Source organism: Archaeoglobus profundus DSM 5631 (genome assembly GCF_000025285.1).
Taxonomy (GTDB): Archaea; Halobacteriota; Archaeoglobi; order Archaeoglobales; family Archaeoglobaceae; genus Archaeoglobus_B; species Archaeoglobus_B profundus.
In genome coordinates this window covers 764,650-777,564 of record NC_013741.1, presented here as the reverse complement: position 1 = coordinate 777,564, position 12,915 = coordinate 764,650, and the positions used below count along the sequence as shown (strand labels likewise).

At 41.5% G+C, this 12,915-nt stretch carries 24 protein-coding genes; 15 read left to right on the top strand and 9 right to left on the bottom strand.

Features of this window, described 5'->3' with window-relative positions:
* Positions 1 to 19: 19 nt before the first annotated feature.
* Positions 20 to 1,264 (bottom strand): 3-phosphoshikimate 1-carboxyvinyltransferase, encoded by a 1,245-nt coding sequence (aroA, locus tag ARCPR_RS04605; protein ID WP_012940322.1) that lies wholly within the window; start codon positions 1,262 to 1,264, stop codon positions 20 to 22.
* A 47-nt stretch (positions 1,265 to 1,311) separates the two neighbouring features.
* Between aroA and ARCPR_RS04600 the strand changes: the two genes are divergently transcribed.
* From ARCPR_RS04600 to ARCPR_RS04590, 3 genes are all read left to right on the top strand, one after another.
* Positions 1,312 to 2,226 (top strand): ADP-ribosylglycohydrolase family protein, encoded by a 915-nt coding sequence (locus ARCPR_RS04600; protein WP_048084427.1) that lies wholly within the window; start codon positions 1,312 to 1,314, stop codon positions 2,224 to 2,226.
* Entirely contained in the window at positions 2,223 to 3,029 is an 807-nt protein-coding gene (locus ARCPR_RS04595) for a TIM barrel protein (RefSeq protein WP_012940320.1), read from the top strand. Before ARCPR_RS04600 ends, ARCPR_RS04595 begins: the two co-directional genes overlap by 4 nt.
* Positions 3,030 to 3,124: 95 nt before the next feature.
* Positions 3,125 to 3,574: an aminoacyl-tRNA deacylase gene (locus ARCPR_RS04590; protein WP_012940319.1), complete on the top strand. Its 450-nt coding sequence runs from the start codon at positions 3,125 to 3,127 to the stop codon at positions 3,572 to 3,574.
* Positions 3,575 to 3,592: 18 nt separating this feature from the next.
* On the opposite strand, the gene ARCPR_RS04585 is transcribed toward ARCPR_RS04590, so the two are convergent.
* The 8 genes from ARCPR_RS04585 to ARCPR_RS04550 are packed head-to-tail and all read right to left on the bottom strand — an operon-like array spanning position 3,593 to position 8,641.
* Positions 3,593 to 4,483, bottom strand: a complete 891-nt coding sequence (locus ARCPR_RS04585) for an electron transfer flavoprotein subunit alpha/FixB family protein (RefSeq protein WP_012940318.1) — start codon at positions 4,481 to 4,483, stop codon at positions 3,593 to 3,595.
* Between the two features lie 9 nt (positions 4,484 to 4,492).
* Entirely contained in the window at positions 4,493 to 5,245 is a 753-nt protein-coding gene (locus tag ARCPR_RS04580; RefSeq protein WP_012940317.1) for an electron transfer flavoprotein subunit beta/FixA family protein, read from the bottom strand.
* Positions 5,246 to 6,418, bottom strand: a complete 1,173-nt coding sequence (locus ARCPR_RS04575; protein WP_012940316.1) for a (Fe-S)-binding protein — start codon at positions 6,416 to 6,418, stop codon at positions 5,246 to 5,248.
* 40 nt (positions 6,419 to 6,458) lie between these two features.
* Positions 6,459 to 6,845: a type II toxin-antitoxin system CcdA family antitoxin gene (locus ARCPR_RS04570; protein ID WP_012940315.1), complete on the bottom strand. Its 387-nt coding sequence runs from the start codon at positions 6,843 to 6,845 to the stop codon at positions 6,459 to 6,461.
* 17 nt (positions 6,846 to 6,862) lie between these two features.
* On the bottom strand, positions 6,863 to 7,432 hold the full coding sequence (locus ARCPR_RS04565; RefSeq protein WP_012940314.1) for a CAP domain-containing protein: 570 nt from the start codon (positions 7,430 to 7,432) through the stop codon (positions 6,863 to 6,865).
* Positions 7,433 to 7,441: 9 nt separating this feature from the next.
* The gene (locus tag ARCPR_RS04560) at positions 7,442 to 7,903 is read right to left on the bottom strand and encodes a hypothetical protein (RefSeq protein WP_012940313.1); all 462 of its coding nucleotides are present in this window, start codon (positions 7,901 to 7,903) and stop codon (positions 7,442 to 7,444) included.
* 5 nt (positions 7,904 to 7,908) lie between these two features.
* The gene (locus ARCPR_RS04555) at positions 7,909 to 8,232 is read right to left on the bottom strand and encodes a beta/alpha barrel domain-containing protein (RefSeq protein WP_012940312.1); all 324 of its coding nucleotides are present in this window, start codon (positions 8,230 to 8,232) and stop codon (positions 7,909 to 7,911) included.
* 16 nt (positions 8,233 to 8,248) lie between these two features.
* A complete protein-coding gene (locus tag ARCPR_RS04550) occupies positions 8,249 to 8,641 on the bottom strand; it encodes a winged helix-turn-helix transcriptional regulator (RefSeq protein ID WP_012940311.1) in 393 nt (130 codons plus the stop codon).
* Positions 8,642 to 8,772: 131 nt separating this feature from the next.
* On the opposite strand from ARCPR_RS04550, the gene ARCPR_RS04545 reads away from it, so the two are divergent.
* The 12 genes from ARCPR_RS04545 to ARCPR_RS04495 all read left to right on the top strand — a co-directional run bounded on the left by ARCPR_RS04545 (position 8,773) and on the right by ARCPR_RS04495 (position 12,910).
* A complete protein-coding gene (locus tag ARCPR_RS04545) occupies positions 8,773 to 8,979 on the top strand; it encodes a ribbon-helix-helix domain-containing protein (protein ID WP_012940310.1) in 207 nt (68 codons plus the stop codon).
* Between the two features lie 5 nt (positions 8,980 to 8,984).
* Positions 8,985 to 9,770 (top strand): DUF5131 family protein, encoded by a 786-nt coding sequence (locus ARCPR_RS09355; RefSeq protein ID WP_012940309.1) that lies wholly within the window; start codon positions 8,985 to 8,987, stop codon positions 9,768 to 9,770.
* Positions 9,767 to 10,072, top strand: a complete 306-nt coding sequence (locus ARCPR_RS04535; protein WP_012940308.1) for a hypothetical protein — start codon at positions 9,767 to 9,769, stop codon at positions 10,070 to 10,072. The genes ARCPR_RS09355 and ARCPR_RS04535 overlap by 4 nt, the downstream gene beginning before the upstream one ends.
* The gene (locus ARCPR_RS04530) at positions 10,065 to 10,301 is read left to right on the top strand and encodes a hypothetical protein (RefSeq protein WP_012940307.1); all 237 of its coding nucleotides are present in this window, start codon (positions 10,065 to 10,067) and stop codon (positions 10,299 to 10,301) included. The genes ARCPR_RS04535 and ARCPR_RS04530 overlap by 8 nt, the downstream gene beginning before the upstream one ends.
* Before the next feature lie 13 nt (positions 10,302 to 10,314).
* A complete protein-coding gene (locus ARCPR_RS04525; RefSeq protein ID WP_012940306.1) occupies positions 10,315 to 10,503 on the top strand; it encodes a hypothetical protein in 189 nt (62 codons plus the stop codon).
* The gene (locus ARCPR_RS04520; RefSeq protein WP_012940305.1) at positions 10,500 to 11,060 is read left to right on the top strand and encodes a hypothetical protein; all 561 of its coding nucleotides are present in this window, start codon (positions 10,500 to 10,502) and stop codon (positions 11,058 to 11,060) included. Before ARCPR_RS04525 ends, ARCPR_RS04520 begins: the two co-directional genes overlap by 4 nt.
* Before the next feature lie 6 nt (positions 11,061 to 11,066).
* Positions 11,067 to 11,288 carry a hypothetical protein gene (locus tag ARCPR_RS04515; protein ID WP_012940304.1) on the top strand — a complete coding sequence of 74 codons (222 nt, stop codon included), beginning with the start codon at positions 11,067 to 11,069 and terminating at the stop codon, positions 11,286 to 11,288.
* Between the two features lie 6 nt (positions 11,289 to 11,294).
* Positions 11,295 to 11,501, top strand: coding sequence for a hypothetical protein (locus ARCPR_RS09620; protein WP_148208676.1), 207 nt, complete (start codon positions 11,295 to 11,297; stop codon positions 11,499 to 11,501).
* A gap of 50 nt (positions 11,502 to 11,551) precedes the next feature.
* The gene (locus ARCPR_RS04510) at positions 11,552 to 11,737 is read left to right on the top strand and encodes a hypothetical protein (RefSeq protein ID WP_012940303.1); all 186 of its coding nucleotides are present in this window, start codon (positions 11,552 to 11,554) and stop codon (positions 11,735 to 11,737) included.
* Positions 11,727 to 12,086, top strand: a complete 360-nt coding sequence (locus ARCPR_RS04505; RefSeq protein ID WP_012940302.1) for a hypothetical protein — start codon at positions 11,727 to 11,729, stop codon at positions 12,084 to 12,086. Before ARCPR_RS04510 ends, ARCPR_RS04505 begins: the two co-directional genes overlap by 11 nt.
* On the top strand, positions 12,086 to 12,397 hold the full coding sequence (locus tag ARCPR_RS04500; RefSeq protein WP_012940301.1) for a hypothetical protein: 312 nt from the start codon (positions 12,086 to 12,088) through the stop codon (positions 12,395 to 12,397). Before ARCPR_RS04505 ends, ARCPR_RS04500 begins: the two co-directional genes overlap by 1 nt.
* 63 nt (positions 12,398 to 12,460) lie before the next feature.
* The gene (locus ARCPR_RS04495; RefSeq protein ID WP_148208675.1) at positions 12,461 to 12,910 is read left to right on the top strand and encodes a hypothetical protein; all 450 of its coding nucleotides are present in this window, start codon (positions 12,461 to 12,463) and stop codon (positions 12,908 to 12,910) included.
* Positions 12,911 to 12,915 lie beyond the last annotated feature (5 nt).

Below are 12,915 nucleotides of genomic sequence, written 5' to 3'. Positions count from 1 at the left end.
TAAGTTAAAAATTTGTTGATCAGACGATCTCAACTTTGGCACCAAGATCCTTCAAAACATCGAAGAAGTTGGGAAAGGAGACCGAAACCACCTCTGCATTTTTCACGGTAACTTTATCTGCGACAAGTCCCAAGACTGCGAAAGCCATGGCAATTCTGTGATCGCCGTACGAATCTACAACACCTCCACGAATGTTTCCTCCCTTGATGACCAAACCATCTCTTCTCTTCTCAACTTCAACGCCGAGAGCCTTCAAATTTCTGTAGGTTGTTTCAATTCTATTGGTCTCTTTGTATCTCAAATGCTCGGCATTGTATATCACCGTCCTACCTTTAGCAACAGCCCCAAGAACGGCTATGGTAGGAACTAAGTCTGGAGTGTCTCCCGCATCAACTTCTATCCCCTCAAGCTCCGATTTCTCCGCTATCAGAACTCCATCCTCTTTTTTCCACCTAACCTCTCCACCCATACTCCTTACGATGTCAACTATAGCCTTGTCACCCTGTCTCGAATCGTAAACACCTCTGAGCTCAACCCTTCCAGCCAAAACTCCGCTCGCAATTAAGTAGCTGGCTGATGAGAAATCGGCTGGCACATCAAATCTTCTAAGCCTAAACTCCTGTTCACATTCGATGTAGAATGTATTACCTTCCCTCTCCAACTTTATTCCACTTTCTTCAAGCACGTGGAGGGTTACATCTATGTACGGCTTAGATTTAACGTCTATAACCCTTAACTCGGAATCGAATTTAGCAAGTGGTAGTGAAAATAACAAGGCAGATACGAACTGCGAACTTATAGCCCTTATTTTAACACATCCACCTTTTAATATCCCTCCAACTATGATAGGTGCTGAGAAGTCCCTAAAACCCTTAACCTTAGCTCCCAGCTTTATTAGGGCCTTTGCAAGCTCCAAGTTTGGTCTTCTCCTTATAGACTCGTCGCCATCCAGCACGGAAACCCCTTTTGATAAGGACAGAATACCCATAAAGAGCCTCAAAGTTGTTCCGGAGTTTGAAACGTAGAAGTAGCCCGATTTTATCTCATCGCATCCAAAGAATTCAAAACACCTGTGTCTGAAGAACCTTGCACCAATTCCCTTACAACATCTGAGAGTTGCGAGGGTGTCTTCAGCTATTAAGGGGTTGAATATCTCAGAGTGTCTCGAAAGAGCTGAGGATAGGAATGCTCTATGCGTATAGCTCTTCGAGGGAGGGGGTGTTGCAACACCTTCAACTTCACTTCTATATATTGTGATGTCCACAGAGCTTGGGGGTATGCTATATAAATAAGGTTTGCCCACATCCTATGATGCTCAAAAAGTTCAGGGGAGCTTTGCTCGGATTCGCAATAGGAGACGCTTTGGGAATGCCGGCCGAAGGCTTAAAGCTCGATGAAGTTAGGAAGATGTTTGGTAGAATAGATGACTTTTTAGACTCTCCTCTTGGAGATTTAAAGGCCGGAGAGTGGACTGATGATACAGAGCAGATGCTAATACTTGCAGAATCCCTATTGAGCAAGAGGTATCTCGATCCCGCCGATCTGTCTAGAAGATTGTTGAATTTGAAGAGTAACCGGATAGGATGGACAACGAGAAGAGCTTTAGAGAAATTGAAGCTAGGAGCGCACTGGTTTGAAGCTGGTGTTGAGTCTGATAGCTGTGGTGCCAGTTTGAGAGTCTTGCCTATTAGTCTGGTTTACTCATTTAATCTGGATTTGGTTGAGAAATATGCTATGATATCTGCAAGCGTAACCCACAGGGGATCTTCAGCTGTAGGTGCAATAGCCTACGCCTTAGCGGTCGCTTGCGTTGTCAACAATTTCAGTCATGACGAAACAATCGAAGAGGTTATTGGTAGAGTAAGGAGATACGATGAACTTTTAGCAGATAAAATAAGTTTGGCCTACGATCTAGTTGGAGAAGATGTTGAGACTGTTGTTGACAGAATAGGTAACTCTATTTCGATTTACGACTGTATACCTCTGGCATTCAATATTTTCCTCTCAACTGAAAGCTTTAAAGATTGTGCAGTTAAGTCTGCGAATGTAGGAGGGGATTCAGATTCTATATGTGCGATGGCGTGCGGTTTGAAGGGTTGTGAGTTGGGTGTCGATGCTATTCCTAAAGGTTGGATAGTTAGGCTTAAAGATCACGAGTACATTGTTGAAATTGCTGACAGACTTTACGATCTTCGTTTGATAGTTGAGTCGGGTGGTGAGATATGAGATTTGGAACGGCCGGAGTTCCAAACTGTTCAAAAGACAGATCGACTATTGGAGGTATAAGAACTATAAGAGAACTTGGCTTGGATGCTATGGAGGTTCAGTTCGTTAGAGGGGTTAAGATGGGTATAGACATGGCGAAACAGGTCAAGGAGGTTGCCGAAAGCTTGAATGTAAAGCTTTCAGTTCATGCACCATACTACATAAACATGAACGCTGATGGAGTTAAGCTCAAAGGTAGCATTGAGAGATTGAAGAAGACCGTTGAAATAGGTGGAATCTTTGCTAAAGATATCGTATTTCATCCCGGATACTACCTCAAACATTCGAAGGAGACCACCTACAGAAGAATAAGAGACAACCTCAAGCCGGTTGTCGAATTTGCCAGAGATAGAGGAGTAATGCTCAGACCTGAAACAACAGGAAAGCCTACCCAATTTGGAGATTTGGAGGAAACTTTGAGGCTTTGTCAAGAACTTGAAATACTTCCCTGCATAGATTTCGCACATATTCATGCGAGATATAGAGCGTTTAACAGTTACGAAGAATTCTGTCAGATACTAGAAACAGTTGAGAATACTTTAGGATCTGATGCTCTGAAGATGTTGCACGTTCACGTTAGCGGAATAGAGTATGGATTGAAAGGTGAGAAGAGACATCTCAATCTGAAAGAATCAGACTTCAAGTACGAGGATCTACTGAGGGCTCTTAAGGATTTTAGTGTAGATGGAACGATTATTGTTGAGAGTCCCAACTTGGAGGAGGATGCTCTAATGTTGAAGAAGCTTTGGCTAGAAATTGAGTGATACCATAAGGAGTGGTTAACTAATCCAAATAGTCGAATACTTAGTTTGAGCGGGTTGAGAAATATTCATAAGGTATTAGGATTATTAGGGAGAAAATGAAGGGTGTTGAGTGGCTTAAGAACTACATTAAGGAGAAAAGTATCAATGCGAAGATCATAGAAGTCAGAAGGGCTTCAACCGTTAAAGAAGCTGCTGAAGAGCTTGGTTGCAGTAAAAGGCAGATAGTTAAATCAATCGTTCTCGCTGCAGAAGATGAAGCGGTGATTGCAATTGTTGACGGTACGTCATCAGTTGATTTAAAAAGAGTTGAAGAGCTGGTCGGAAAGAAGGTGAGAGTTGCTGGTAAAAATGAAGTCTTAGATTTAATTGGATTTCCAGCTGGTGGTGTTCCGCCTATAGGACATGACTGTAAGGTAATCCTTGATGAAAGAGTTCTCGAAAATGAGAGGGTCTATGGCGGTGGAGGAGATGAAAAGCATCTACTTTTGGTATCTCCTTCTGATATCGTGAAAGATGGGGCAGTTGTGGCGAGAATAAGAAGATGAATTGACATATTTCGCACCTTAGGGTTTTTCAGTCACCTTCCTAACCTTCTCAATTAGCACTGGCAGGAGCTCGTTCACATCTGCAATAACACCTACGTTTGCAACTCTAAAGATTGGAGCATCCCTATCTATGTTTACCGCTATTATGTTCTTTGCCTTTACACCCTCGACATGCTCAGTAGCACCGCTTATTCCTAAAGCCAGATACAGCTTACCTGTTACAGTTTTGCCACTTCTGCCGACCTGCCTCGTCTTTGGCAGTAACCCCTGATCTATCACTGGTCGAGATCCGGCAATCACTCCTTTCAAGAGTTCTGCTAACTCCTCCGCAAGATCTAAGCTGTCGACAGCGCCTCTGCCAACACTAACGACTACATCAGCTTTTGATATGTCAACTCCTGCTTCTTCAGGCTTTATAACTCTCAAAAGCTCCGTTCCGTCTTCGACTTTGATAACAACATTCTTAACGTTTGGAGTTCCCTTGACTGGCTCGTAGTACCCTCTGTTAACTACAAAAATTGCCGGCTTATCCACTTCTAAGTCAACTAAAACTCTACCCCCATAGACGAGAGATGTTGCCTTAAATCTGTCGCCGTTCTCAACCTTTACGACGTTTGTGACTAGTGGAATACCTAGCTTACCCGCAAGCTGTGGAGCTAAGTCCATGCCGAAAGGAGCGTTTGCAAAGAGCACAGCTTCAGGATTATACTTTTCAAACAATCTTTCCGCAATTTTATAGTGGTAGGGGTGGAGTATGCCGTCAATTTGAATAACATCGCCATCTATACCTTCAAGCTCTGCCCCTACAACCACAACCTTATAATCTCCAAGTTGCTTGGCCAAAGCCACGAGTTCGTATGTTAAGTCTTGAATCTCGTTCTCGATAACTTCGGCAAACACTAAGATCATGCAATCACCTCAGATGATTGATAACGCTTTAAGCATTTCAACAAGCTTATCTGCCACTTCCTCCACATCCCCTTCAATTATTGTTATTTCTGGCTTTTCTGGCTCATAATACCTTAAAACATCGATTCCTCCAATCTCTGGCACGTCAACTTCTATTTCCTCAACTTCCATACTCCTCATAGCCTGTCTAAGTTTTGTCAGTGGAACAAAGCTTATCGGCTTCTCTGCGGAGACTATTCCCAAAACAGCTGGGACTTTAACCTTATATTCTCCAAAAACTCCACCAAACTCCTTTTGGACAACCAAATCGTTACCTCTCAAATCTACGCTTACCACACCGCCTATATATGTATATCCCAACATGCTAGCTAAAACACCGCCTAAATATCCTGCAAAACTGTCAATTGACTGAATACCAATCATAATCACATCGTAACCTTTCAAATACTCAGCGATAGCTTTTGCAACTTCAAGTCTGTTAAATGTCTTTCTCATCAACACAATCTTCCTCAGCTTATCGGCTCCCTTAGCGTAGGCCATCGCCAAAGCTTCCTCTATCGCTTCGTCGTCTCTAAGTTCGTCATCAACTAACCCTATGACTTCAACAGTTCCATTGCACTTCTGCTTGAATATCAAAGCCTCCTCCACAGCATGCTCATCTCTCTCATTTGGAACAAACCTAAAAGGTATTACTTCCTCTTCTGTAACTTCGACACCTTCGACTAAGTCAGGGACGATTCTTACGATGGCTCCAATATTCATTCAACCACCACCCTCTATGGCTTCAAGCACAAGCTCAGCTAAGTCCTTTACAACAATCTCTCCATCTAAGCCGGTGACTTTCAAAGCGTCTTCAAACATCGGAATATCCAGAATGCAACCTGTAACAATTACATCTGCACCTACAAGCTTAGCTTCCCTAACTCTATCTTCAGCCAGCCTCTCCTTCACGAATTCCCTTATGACGCTGTCGAGCCATACTCCACCACCTCCAGCTCCGCAGCACAGGGCATTTTCCCTGTTTCGCTTGAATTCAATGAGCTTAACGCCTGGTATGGCTCTTATAACTTCTCTCGGCTCTTCGTAAATGCCGTTCTTTCTGACCAAGTAGCAGGAGTCGTGGAAAGCCACTTTGTAATTGAGTTCATTGAACAGAGGTTTCAATTCCTCTAAGTGCTCGTGCAACAGCTGAGAATGATGCAGAACTGGCTTGTTTAAACCGTATTGGGGATAGAAGTTTCTTAGAGCGTTAAAAGCGTGAGCGTCATGTGTAACAATCTTGTTAAACTCGTATTTGCTAAATACTTTCAAATTCTTTTCGATCAAATCCTCGAACAATCCAAATTCTCCACATAACCTAGCATGATCACCTATGCAACGCTCTTCATGCCCCAAAATTGCGAAATCTATCTCTAAAACCTTCATGACTTTAGCCAAGGCCTTTGTAGCTTGCTTACAACGTCTATGATAAGCTCCGAAGCACTCTGTTATGAAGAGAACATCAGCCTTTTTCTTCTTTAACATAAGCGGAACTTCGAAGTCCAGCTCCTTAGTCCAATCACCTCTCTTTCTCGGAGATTCCTTAAAGGGATTACCGTAACGCATTATGTTCATTAAAGCCATTGAAAGCTCTTCTGGCGGATTTCCCTCGAGTAGCGTAAGCTCTCTTAGAGCAGGAATTATTCCATCTGTAATTGGTATTCTACTTGGACATCTGCTTGAGCAGAGTTGGCAGGATGTGCAGAGCCAGTGAGCGTTACTGCTTATAATATCTTCAATCAAGCCAAATCTTATCGCCAAAATCATCCTTCTCGGAGTGTAAGGTGAATACATCCCGTAAGGACACGATCCTCCGCATGTTCCGCACTGTATGCACTGTAAATACTTGTTTTCAGTCAGCTCTTTTAACCTGCTGATTAACTCATCCACATGCATCAAATTTATCAGAATTAATCATGGTATTTTAATGTTACTGTTAGTCAAACTGTTCGTGTTGGAAAATTCCAATTATGCAACTTTTGTGCTTTCCAATATCAAATTCAATATCCTTAACATTATTAGCAAGCCATCTCAAGTTCCCAAAATCCTTCTCACTTGTAATAGAATTCAAAACACTCTTAAAGAATTGATAATCAAATAACATTAACTCAATTCTCGAAGAAAAACTCAGAGAAATTTTAAGAACATGCGGGGGGAGGGATTTGAACCCTCGAACCCCTACGGGAGGGGATCTTGAGCGTAATTTCCCACTCTTTAAAGCCTCTTTAATAGCCCTCTCAAGCAACTCTGAGAGATTAAGCTTTTTCTCCTTAGCCTTAGCAAGCAAATCAGAATCAATGTAAACACTCGTCCTCTTCTTCATTATTTTCACCTTATAATTTATATATGTGAATATGCACGTATCGTCGTCACTATCAAATAAATGATTGCGATAATTGCTATTAATGCAAGTATAGAAACCGTGCCTCGTATATAGCCTACAATAATGGAAAGTATTGACGGAGCTATAGTAGATTTCAAAGAAGGCTGATAACCAAACATCTGAACGGCATAAACCTCATACATTCTACGCTTTTTACTCCATCTTGCAGATATGCCTACTCCTATCTTGTTATACCTACAATTCAAAATATTACTGCGGTGTCCAGGACTTTTCATCCATAGATTTACGATTTTCTTTGCAACTGCCTTAGGATGTTCGTTTCTTTCAGCATAGACTAATGCACAATTCTCACCAATGTAAGTGGATGGAAAACCTTCGCGAGATGCTCTACTTAATGGATCTCCGTCAAAATGATGTCCTAATTTGCGGATTCTACTTAAGAGCCTGCTATACTTGATAGAGGCTCTAATTAAGGCTTTGTGACCAGTTAAACGTCTTAGCTTATACTTCTTCCGTTCTATGTTCGTGTATCTGACTACCCACTTCGCAATCTCTTTTTCATTCATCTTGGATCACTAACTCGTCTTGTGTAATGAAAGCTTTAAAGTCTCAGATTTCTTGAATCTACCTGTCTCTTCATCTTTAACATAAACATCTATGTAGAGATTACCAGAATCAGGCAATTTCTCAAACGGATACTCTTTCACAATTTTTTGATCGGGATAGATTGTTATGTATTCCGCTGTACAAAGCAGACAGTTATACGTCGTTCCAGAGGAATCGACTACTACTGGTGCAGATATAGCAAAACTGTAGCTCTCAGATCCATGATTATGGAAGATTAGCCTCAACATATACACTTTTCTCATAGCGAATGTTCCAGATTTGATTTCATAGTTTACTGTAACTGGAAATGCTTTTAGCTCACCCTCCTTTGTTATTCCTGAGATCGATCCGACAAGCTTGTTTACTTCGCTACATCCTGTTAAGGCAGATACCAACCCAATTAAGAATGCTATTGCAATCAGTTTTCGCATTTATTTCACCTCACACCATTCAACTCAGGAACCTTACTCAGTAAATTCTCGATTAACTCATCTACGTGAACCTGAGGAATTCCGTAAAGCTGAGCTACTTCCTCCACTACCTGCTTTCGTGGAACTCCTCTCTTCAAAAGAGATGCTATAGTCCTCTGAACCTCGGAGGCTACCTCTTCATCCGTCCAGACTCCTCTAACAATAGCATCCTTGATGTGAATCCTCGTTAATTCACTCATAGCTTCTACATACTTATAAAGCTCATATTTAATCGAAAATTCGACCCAAAACTTTCCCTTACAATGCGGACATCTAACAGGGATGAGCACAACCCATCCCTCCAAATTAATCTATTTCGCCTTCATCAACCTTAATCCATCCCTTCTTTCTCATGTATTCTTCAAAAAAGCTGGTTTCACTGTCATCGTCTCTATCCTTTTCCTGATCTCTTCTTAATTCCCTTAGTGCGAGTTCAGCTTTTTCTAAATATTCAAGAACTAACTCTCCAAGCTCTGTTAATTCATACGTGTTATATTCTTTCAAACCTCGAACATGCTTTACTGTTTTAACTAATCCCAAGTCGATTAACTCTTTTAGAGCTTCACTAACTTGTCTTTTATTGAGTATTTTCTCAAAATCGCTCCAACGCTTTTTTCCAGACTTTATAGCATTAAGTATCTTGAGATTTGGTGATTTCGTGACTATTTTGATGAGGTCGTAATCATCAACAACTTGCATAAAGATACACTACTTCTTTCCTTTAAATCGATGTGTTTTCTAATCATGAACATGTTTACGAATCGTTAAACTTATATACTTGCTATGTTACAAACAGGTTTAGAAAAAGTAAACATGTTTGGTGATAAGACATGAGCAAAATCGTTGGTGTTAGGCTTCCTGATCAGTTGTATAATCTCGTGCAGATGTATAAGGAAGAAAAAGGGCATATACACGACTCTGAAGCTGTCAGGGACATTATTAGGCGTTTTCTAACTGAGGTTTGGCAACCGTCACGCTCCTCCCGTCATTCCTCCGGGAGGGAGGTTAGGGAGGAAAAGGGAGGTGTTGAGGATTGAGTAGGATGTATGAGGGAGTAAAGACGTGGAATCCGTTTGTTGGATGTCGTTTTGGTTGTGTTTATTGTAAGCCAAGCTTCCAAAGACAGGCTAAGAGGCAAAAGAGAAGGTGTGAGCTTTGCTACAGGTATGAACCACATTTTCACCCGGAGAGGCTTAATAAAGTTCCAAAAGCTAAGGTTGTTTTTGCGTGTGCTTATGGAGATATAGCGTTTGCGAAGGTTGAATGGCTTGAGCAAATCTTAGAGACTATTGAAAAGCATGATGATAAGACGTTTTATCTGCAAACGAAAGACCCAAGGGTTTTTGAAGCTTTAAACGACATTTGTGGATTTCCGAAGAATGTTCTGCTTGGAATAACGCTTGAAACGAATTTAGACGAATTTAACACTCCAAGCAGATTCAAAAAGTATGAAGAGATTTCTAAAGCACCAAAGCCCGAAGATAGGTGGATAACTCCAAATCTGATTGACTATGTGACTATCGAGCCGATATTAGATTTTGACCTTGAAACATTCGTTTACTGGATAAGATGTCTTAGTCCTAAATTCGTTTACATTGGTTATGACAACCACAATTGTAAGCTTCCAGAACCAAGAGGAGAAAAGACCCTTTCTTTGATTAGAGAGCTTAGTAAGTTCACAGAAGTTCGATTGAAGACTATTCGCCCGGCTTGGTATGAAAATAACGGTAATACCGTTTTTAAAAGACTTTCCGATTTCTCAAGCTCCTCCCGTCATCCTTCTGTCCAGGAGGAGGAAGGAGAGGAAAAAGGAGGTGTTGAGAGTTGATCATCGTTGGCGAGTATTGTGATTTAATGGAGCTTTTCGTGGAAACTGCCAATAAGAGAGGTGTTTTGCAAGTATTGGTCAGCAACATGAATATTGCACAACTACTTGTCAGAAAGGCCGGAGAAAGGTTTGCCACGGAAGATCCTGAGTTATCCAAGAAACTTCACGAAATCGCGGACAAGATGGGTGATATCATTTCTGAGCTCGTTGAAGTATTCAGGAATTCAGGCTCCCCCCGTCATTCCCGGGATTTGAATCCGGGTCGGGAGGAGAAAGGAGAGGAGGTGAAAGCCGTTGAATGAGTTAGGAGGAGAGGTAAAAAAGGTTTCGGAGTTGGTGTTGTACGGGATAAGGGTAGAGAGGGCGTACAGGTATGTGCCATGGGGCATGATAGAGATCGTAGGGAAGCACGTGAAAACGGGAAAGCCGGAGGCAATGAGTTTCGAAGATCCGGCAACGAGATGGCAAGTGGAGAAGGAGCTCAAGAAGGCTGGGATTGAGATAGAGGTAGTCGATCTAAATTCTCTCTAAAGGGTGTTAAGGCATGACAACGTTAAGTGAAAGGATCAAGGAGCATGCCGTGAAGCTCAACGACGGCTTGAGTATGCTTTTAAAAATCTACGATGAGAGGGAGCCACCGATCACGGTTAAACAAAATTTGATCACAATACGAGCAGTTCTCAAGGGTTGCTTGAAGAAAATAGATGATTTCTTCGGAGTTGAGGAGTTATGAGGATGGAAACCTTTTACCAACAGCCAGTTAGATTTTCCAAAGTGATCTGCAAGGTTCAGAAAGTGCTTAGGAGCATGCAACAGAGTGCAAAAGATGAGTTCGAGCTCAATGCACTCAGATATATAGTAAACAGGCTGACGGAAATAAACTTTCAAGTTCAATTCTCCAGCTTAATAGACCAAACAGGGATCGAGAGGAGTGCCATAACCGTGAACGACATCGACAAGATCGTCAAGGTCGGCAACGAGTTCAAGGCGATTTTCGAGCTCAAGGTAAGGAGGAAGCTCAACGGCTACATTAAGGTTCCAAAGTCACAGTTCAACGTGCTAAGATACTTCAGCCTCGAGCTGAATGTTCCGGTTTACTACCTTACAAAGCTTCCCAACGGAATGTACCACCTGCTCGAGTTGGACCTGCTGAAAGTCTACAACGAGGAGCACGTCACTGACAAGTACGAGCAGTTGAACGGCAGATTCGTCAAGATTCCTATTAGTCAGGGTCTGCTCTTAGATAGAAAGGAGTTGATAAGGGAGTTGAGCACGATCCTTGCGTGGTGATCAGCCATGACGTTTCCTTACCTCATTTTTAGAAAGGTCTGTTACTTCTGCAGGAACTTCGACCACGAAGCTCATGAATGCATCTTCGATTCGGATAAGGGTGACGATTCTCCAGCATGCGATAGGTTCCAGTTGAGCGAAGAGTTTGCAAGGTTCCTTGACGTCAATATATTCACAGAGGTCGAGGAGGCTTGGAAGAGGAGGGAAGTTGTTAAAGAAGTGAGGTGATTTGCCTTGACAAGCCCGGTTATGCAATCAAAATACACCGACATTTTTTGCAAAAAATTTGCAATTGAAAACGGCTTTTACAAAATTTTTGCAAAAGTGCAGAGTAACACCGCATCGACAACATCAACCTCAACAAGAAGAACGCTTCTCAGAAAACATCTCCAAAAATTATTTTTCGGAGGTGATGAAAAAGACTTTCTTCCAATTAATTAAATTAAAGAAGATTTAGATTAGAAGAAGATAAAGAAGGAGGTTGGAGTAATATGGTTGTAGTTAGCTTGGAGAAGGAGAAGGAGAAGAAAAATCTCTTTGAAGTTGAAGAAGTTGTAAAGGAGTTGAAGAGGAAGGAGAAGAGTCTGTTTTTACAAAAATTTTGTAAATGTTACGAAATTGAAGAAGTAGTAACAACTCTTATTAATATTAAGGAGGTGTATGAAAATGGGATTTAGTACGGTGGGAGTTCTTAAAGAGGATAAGGAGAAGTTAAAGAAGTTAGCTAAGGAGCATGGGATGAACGAGTATCGGTTTATAAGGTATCTCCTGGACATCTACGACAAACTGAATACTATCAAGTTTTACTTAGGGTACGATTCTATTGAGGAAGTGTTTGCCTTCATAGAGGATGCCTTGCCGAAGAGCAGATATGAGATGGTGATTAGAGAAACGAACAAGTACTTAGAGCGCTTATCAAAGCTTGGTTTTCCAGAAATGCTTCAAGCCGAGCTAGCAGATACTATTCACGCTATTTTACGTAAGAACGCTAGGAAAATCGATTATGCTATGGGAGGTCGATTCTGATGTGGGTAAAGGAATATGTGTTTAGGTTTGTCTGTGCGATATGTAGAACACCAGTAGCGGTCTACTCATTTGAGCCATACACAGCGCCAAAGCTAAGAGCTGAATTTAATGGAGAAATAGTTGAAGGGTACATTTGTGAAGAATGTTTCAGACAATTGAAAGAGTCTTGCAATGCTGAGATTCCAGCTTTAAAATATCTCTGCCACCATTTCGAGAGACCGGTTGTTAAGAGGAAAAGAACAATTCGAACAATTCTAAGCGTTGTTTTCGGCAATAGGTGTAGGGAGGGCGAGTCCAATGGACAGGCTTGACTTCTTAGCTATATTTTCATTGATTTTTAGTATAATAATATTGGTAATAGTGGAGGGATGGGCATGAGTATAATTGAGCAATCTATGAAGGAAATAAACGGGATTAAGTATTATTTCATGAGAAACAAGCTTGGAAGGTTAAGTGTTTATGTCCAGTGTCCACGTTGCGGTGGATTTGGCAGATTGAACTTGGGGCAGGTTTGCAATGGTGAAATACTAATGTTTAGGATTCTGCACGATGATGGTAAATATCACGCTTTTTCCAGAGTAAACAGATATTTCCCGACACTTTTTGCAATTTACACGGATTGGAAAGAGACTTGTGGGAACTTGGGAAGTAATATAAGGGAAAGCGTCTGTCTGAGGAAAATAATAAACGAGTTGGAGAGATTAAAGAAGCAGGGTGTAGAACGGGTTAGTGTAAACGAAATTCTCCGCAGGGTTAATGGTGTGAATGCGTATCACGTTCTTTTGGCTGTGCATAAGCTTGGACTCAAAGTTAAAATCGGGTGATAACA

Coding starts and splice junctions, on each gene's coding strand:
- ARCPR_RS04600 (WP_048084427.1), top strand. CDS start 1,312: ATGCTCAAAAAGTTCAGGGGAGCTTTGCTCGGATTCGCAATAGGAGAC.
- ARCPR_RS04595 (WP_012940320.1), top strand. CDS start 2,223: ATGAGATTTGGAACGGCCGGAGTTCCAAACTGTTCAAAAGACAGATCG.
- ARCPR_RS04590 (WP_012940319.1), top strand. CDS start 3,125: ATGAAGGGTGTTGAGTGGCTTAAGAACTACATTAAGGAGAAAAGTATC.
- ARCPR_RS04585 (WP_012940318.1), bottom strand. CDS start 4,483: ATGATCTTAGTGTTTGCCGAAGTTATCGAGAACGAGATTCAAGACTTA.
- ARCPR_RS04580 (WP_012940317.1), bottom strand. CDS start 5,245: ATGAATATTGGAGCCATCGTAAGAATCGTCCCTGACTTAGTCGAAGGT.
- ARCPR_RS04575 (WP_012940316.1), bottom strand. CDS start 6,418: ATGCATGTGGATGAGTTAATCAGCAGGTTAAAAGAGCTGACTGAAAAC.
- ARCPR_RS04570 (WP_012940315.1), bottom strand. CDS start 6,845: ATGAAGAAGAGGACGAGTGTTTACATTGATTCTGATTTGCTTGCTAAG.
- ARCPR_RS04565 (WP_012940314.1), bottom strand. CDS start 7,432: ATGAATGAAAAAGAGATTGCGAAGTGGGTAGTCAGATACACGAACATA.
- ARCPR_RS04560 (WP_012940313.1), bottom strand. CDS start 7,903: ATGCGAAAACTGATTGCAATAGCATTCTTAATTGGGTTGGTATCTGCC.
- ARCPR_RS04550 (WP_012940311.1), bottom strand. CDS start 8,641: ATGCAAGTTGTTGATGATTACGACCTCATCAAAATAGTCACGAAATCA.
- ARCPR_RS04545 (WP_012940310.1), top strand. CDS start 8,773: ATGAGCAAAATCGTTGGTGTTAGGCTTCCTGATCAGTTGTATAATCTC.
- ARCPR_RS09355 (WP_012940309.1), top strand. CDS start 8,985: ATGTATGAGGGAGTAAAGACGTGGAATCCGTTTGTTGGATGTCGTTTT.
- ARCPR_RS04525 (WP_012940306.1), top strand. CDS start 10,315: ATGACAACGTTAAGTGAAAGGATCAAGGAGCATGCCGTGAAGCTCAAC.
- ARCPR_RS04520 (WP_012940305.1), top strand. CDS start 10,500: ATGAGGATGGAAACCTTTTACCAACAGCCAGTTAGATTTTCCAAAGTG.
- ARCPR_RS04515 (WP_012940304.1), top strand. CDS start 11,067: ATGACGTTTCCTTACCTCATTTTTAGAAAGGTCTGTTACTTCTGCAGG.
- ARCPR_RS04510 (WP_012940303.1), top strand. CDS start 11,552: ATGGTTGTAGTTAGCTTGGAGAAGGAGAAGGAGAAGAAAAATCTCTTT.
- ARCPR_RS04505 (WP_012940302.1), top strand. CDS start 11,727: ATGGGATTTAGTACGGTGGGAGTTCTTAAAGAGGATAAGGAGAAGTTA.
- ARCPR_RS04500 (WP_012940301.1), top strand. CDS start 12,086: ATGTGGGTAAAGGAATATGTGTTTAGGTTTGTCTGTGCGATATGTAGA.
- ARCPR_RS04495 (WP_148208675.1), top strand. CDS start 12,461: ATGAGTATAATTGAGCAATCTATGAAGGAAATAAACGGGATTAAGTAT.